Raw genomic sequence first — 3,908 nt, 5'->3', positions numbered from 1 at the left:
CTCGGCGCCGCCGCTCCCCGACCCGCACCGGCCTGGTCCTCGGCTGCCTCCTCACCGCCGCACTCCTCCTCTACTGGGTCCCCGCGCTGCGCCTGACCGACGCCGACCTGGACCGGATGGGCGGCCTCGGCCTCGTCTCGGTGCTGCCGCTGCCGACGCTGGCCGGTGCCGCACTGCTGGTCACGGTGTTCGCCGCGCTGCTCAGGCTGCGCCGGGAGCACCGGGCGCTGCTGCTGCTCACCCTGGTGGCGACGGTGTTCTCGCTGCACGCGCTGCCCGCCGTGATCGAGAGCGCACCCCGGTTCCCCACCGCCTGGCAGCACCTGGGCTTTTTGGACCACATCGACCGCACCGGTGCGACCGTGCCCGACCTCGACGCCCGCTGGAGCTGGCCGGGCTTCTTCGCGGTCACCGCGTTCGTCGGCCAGGCGTGCGGGGTGTCGGACTTCACCGTGGTGATCCGCTGGTGGCCGACGGCGATGCAACTCGCCTATCTGGCGCCGATGTTTCTGCTCACCCGGTCGCTCCGGGCGAGCTGGCGGGCCCGGTGGGCCGGGGTGTGGCTGTTCGCGCTGAGCGGCTGGGTCGGGCAGGACTACTTCTCCCCCCAGGGCTTCACCTATCTGCTGTACCTGGTGTTCGTGGCGATCCTGCTGGTGTGGTTCCGGGCCCCGCACATGATCTGGTCGCGGTTCCGGCCCGGCGAGGCCGAGGTGGAGCCCGCCGACCGGCCCCGGCGGGTGGTGCTGCTGCTGGTGCTGATCGCCCTGTTCCTGGCCTGCGTCCCGGCCCACCAGCTCACCCCCTTCGTGATGCTCGGGGTGCTCGCGGCCCTGGTGCTGCTGCGCCGGTGCGAACTGCGCGGGCTGCCCCTGCTGTTCGCGGTGGTGGTGGCGGTGTGGGTGGGCTTCATGGCGGAGCCGTACTGGTCGGGGCACTTCGACGAGCTGTTCGGCGGCCTCGGCGGCGTCGGCGGCAATGTGTCGACCTCGGTCTCCGGCCGTATCGAGGGCGGGAGTTCGACCCACAAGCTGGTGCTGTACGCGCGGGTGCTGCTGGCCGGCTCGGTGCTGGCGCTGGCCTGCTGGGGCTGGTGGCGGCGGCGCGGGCACGGCTACCGCGAACGCTCCCTGCCGGTCCTCGCGTTCGTACCGTTCCTCGGCTTCGGCATGCAGTCCTACGGCGGTGAGATGGCGCTGCGCGTCTTCATGTTCGCGCTGCCGGGCGCGGCCCTGCTGGGGGCGCTCGCACTGTTCCCGCGTACCCGTGCGGACGAGCGGCGGCGGATGAGCCTGGGCGCACCGGCCGCGCTGCTCGCGGGTCTGCTGCTGATCGGCGGCTTCCTGGTGGCCCGCTGGGGCAACGAGCCGTTCGAGCGGACCCGGCCCGGCGAGGTCGCGGCGATGGACTGGGTGTACGCCCACGACGAGCCGACCGTACGGCTGCTGTGGCTGACCACCGACACGGTCAACGACGTGACTCCGGCGCTGGCCTGGGGCGCGCGGGACATGGAGCGGGTGACCTACGTGCCGACGCTCGCCCCTCCCGACCCGGTGCTGGTGTCCGGGCTGGTGAAGTCGCTGAAGGACGCGGGCCCCCACTCGTATCTGATCGTCAACGAGAGCCAGGTCCGCTATCTGGAGCTGGACGCGGGCTACCCGGCGTCCTGGGAGTCCCGGCTGACCCGGACGCTGGACGGCCGTGCCGAGCTGTCCAAGGTGCTGGTGAACGGGGACGCGACCGTGTACGCGCTGCGCGGCGGCGGATCGGCGGCGGTGCCCGAGCCGGACCCCGGTCCGATCGGGCCGCAGATCACCTGGACACCGTGGTCGGTGGTGGGCGCGCTCGCCGCCGGGGTGCTGATCCTGCTGCTGGCCGGGCGCGAGGTGCTCCGGGTGGGGGGCCGGCCGAGCGTGGGACGGCTGCGGCGGTCGCAGAGCACGTTCTGGTTCGCGCTGCCGCTGCTGGCGGTGGTGCTGGCCTCGCTGGTGCAGCGGTTCCTCACGCTCAGCTGAGGGGGGTGAAGTGGCTCAGCGGTCGAGCCACTTCACCTCGTAGCCACGCATCCGGAACCGCTTGCCGTCGACGAGGGCGCTGACCGGGCGGTCCAGGGTGTTCACCACCAGGACGATGTCCCGGCTCGCCAGGACGCGGAGGTTGGGGCGGTCGTCCGCGGCGACGGACACCTCCGCGTGCCGGGTGCCGGGCGGGAATGCCTTGCCGAAGCGGGAGACCAGGCCGTACATGGGCAGTTCGCGGCCGCCGCCGCTGTCGCCGGTCGGGGTCCACAGGCAGCCGGGGCAGTCGGCGCCGCTCTTCCTCTCCGGGTTCCAGTAGAAGCCGGATTCTGCGCCGCCCCGGGCCATGGCGATCAGCCCCGCGGCGTGCACGGCGATCCGGCGGTCCTCGGACCAGCCCGCGCGCCGGTCCTGGGAGTCGGCGGGCTCCACGTAGTACTCGGCCCACCACAGCGGGAGGCCGTGGGTGCGCTCGCGCACCCACTCCCCCACGGCCGTGAACTTGGCGGTGGCGGCGAACTCGTCGGGGAGCAGCTCGTCGTCGTTGGTGTAGCTGGAGCCGTCGACCACGACGAAGTCGGCGCCGGACTTGTGGGCGTTCCAGTAGTCGAAGGCGTCCAGCACGCGCTGGTCCATCGCGCCCCAGGGCCCGCGCACCCGGGCGGAGGCGTCGGAGGCGCGGGGGTCGACGCTGTCCATGGGCAGGTAGGGACCGCCGACGAGGTTGTCCGGGTCGGCCTTCTTCAGCGCCGCCCGCACCAGGTTGTACAGCTTGGTGTAGCCCTCGTGGTCCCAGCGGCCCTTCGTCTCGTTCCAGAACCCCTTGAACTCGTTCCAGACGACGAAGTGCCGTACGTCGGGGTAGCGGCGGGCGACGGTGGCGGCGAGGTCGGCGAAGTCCTGGTAGTGCTCCGGGGCGGGCGCCCGCTCCAGCGAGTCCTGGCTCCAGTCGGTGGCACCGACACCGGCCTTGCCGCCCTTCATCCAGTCGGGGGCGCAGCACAGGGTGATGACGGGGGTGCCGCCGGAGGCGCGGATGAAGTCGACACGGCGGTCCAGGGCGCCGAAGTCGTAGCGCCCCTTCACCGGTTCGGGATTGTCGGCGCCCCAGCCCATCACGGCCTGGTCCTGCGGGAGTCCGCCGTCGCCCTTGAGCAGCCGGGCCACACGGTCGCTCCCGCCACCCTGGTCGGCGCTGTACTGGGTGTGGGTGAAGCCCCAGCCCACATCAGGGCGTACGGGTCCGGACGGGGCGGCGGGCGTGCCGTGCGGCCGGCCGCCGTCGCGGGTGGTGCCGCTTATGTCGGCGCCGCGTCCGGGGAGGGTGTTCAGGAGGGTCACCAGCAGGGCCAGCGCGGTCACGCACACGCCGAGCAGGGCGGTGAGCCGCCACCTCCGTGCCCCCGTGTACCACCGATGACTGCCCATCAGCTCCACAGTAACGGCCGAAACCCGGCGTCGGGCGTGAGTTGGGAACACCTGGGGACAAGCGGCGGAATTGCCGTGCGCGCGGTGCGCCGGTGCCCGATCATGGCGGCATGTCTGTGAACCCGCGGAACCCGCACGACGCGCTGCCGATCCGGCTGAACGTCGACGACTCCGACTCGCCCTCCGACGTCGTCGACGCGCTGTTCCTCGGCCGTTTCGCCACGGGTGAGCAGCCGTACGCGCACGCGGCCAACATCGACCGGGTCCGCTCCGAGGCGACCCTGCTGCCCGACGGCGCCCGGGTGCTGCGGGTGGCGCGGGACGAGGACCGCAGCGCGACCCTCGCGGAGGGCGACGGCTGGACCCTGCTGGTCTCCCGCTGGAACCGGGGCGCGGACGTCACGGTGACCGCGACCACGGCCGAGCTGGCCAAGGAGGTCCTGGGGCGGGCCACCGACGGCG

General features: G+C 72.9%; 2 protein-coding genes and 1 pseudogene. 2 read left to right on the top strand and 1 reads right to left on the bottom strand.

Annotated features, from left to right (window positions below):
* Positions 1-2,015: pseudogene (locus CCN33_RS24995) on the top strand (lipopolysaccharide biosynthesis protein); the annotation flags it as partial.
* Positions 2,016-2,030: 15 nt separating this feature from the next.
* Here the strand turns inward: CCN33_RS24995 and CCN33_RS24990 are convergent.
* Positions 2,031-3,446 carry a GH39 family glycosyl hydrolase gene (locus tag CCN33_RS24990; RefSeq protein ID WP_086695732.1) on the bottom strand — a complete coding sequence of 472 codons (1,416 nt, stop codon included), beginning with the start codon at positions 3,444-3,446 and terminating at the stop codon, positions 2,031-2,033.
* 110 nt (positions 3,447-3,556) lie between these two features.
* On the opposite strand from CCN33_RS24990, the gene CCN33_RS24985 reads away from it, so the two are divergent.
* Positions 3,557-3,908, top strand: a 352-nt coding sequence (locus CCN33_RS24985) for a DUF5925 domain-containing protein (protein WP_244173932.1), incomplete at its 3' end; no start/stop codon positions are given.

The sequence above is a fragment of the Streptomyces recifensis genome (genome assembly GCF_002154615.1).
GTDB lineage: Bacteria > Actinomycetota > Actinomycetes > Streptomycetales > Streptomycetaceae > Streptomyces > Streptomyces griseoluteus.
This window is presented reverse-complemented; position numbering and strand designations above follow the sequence as displayed.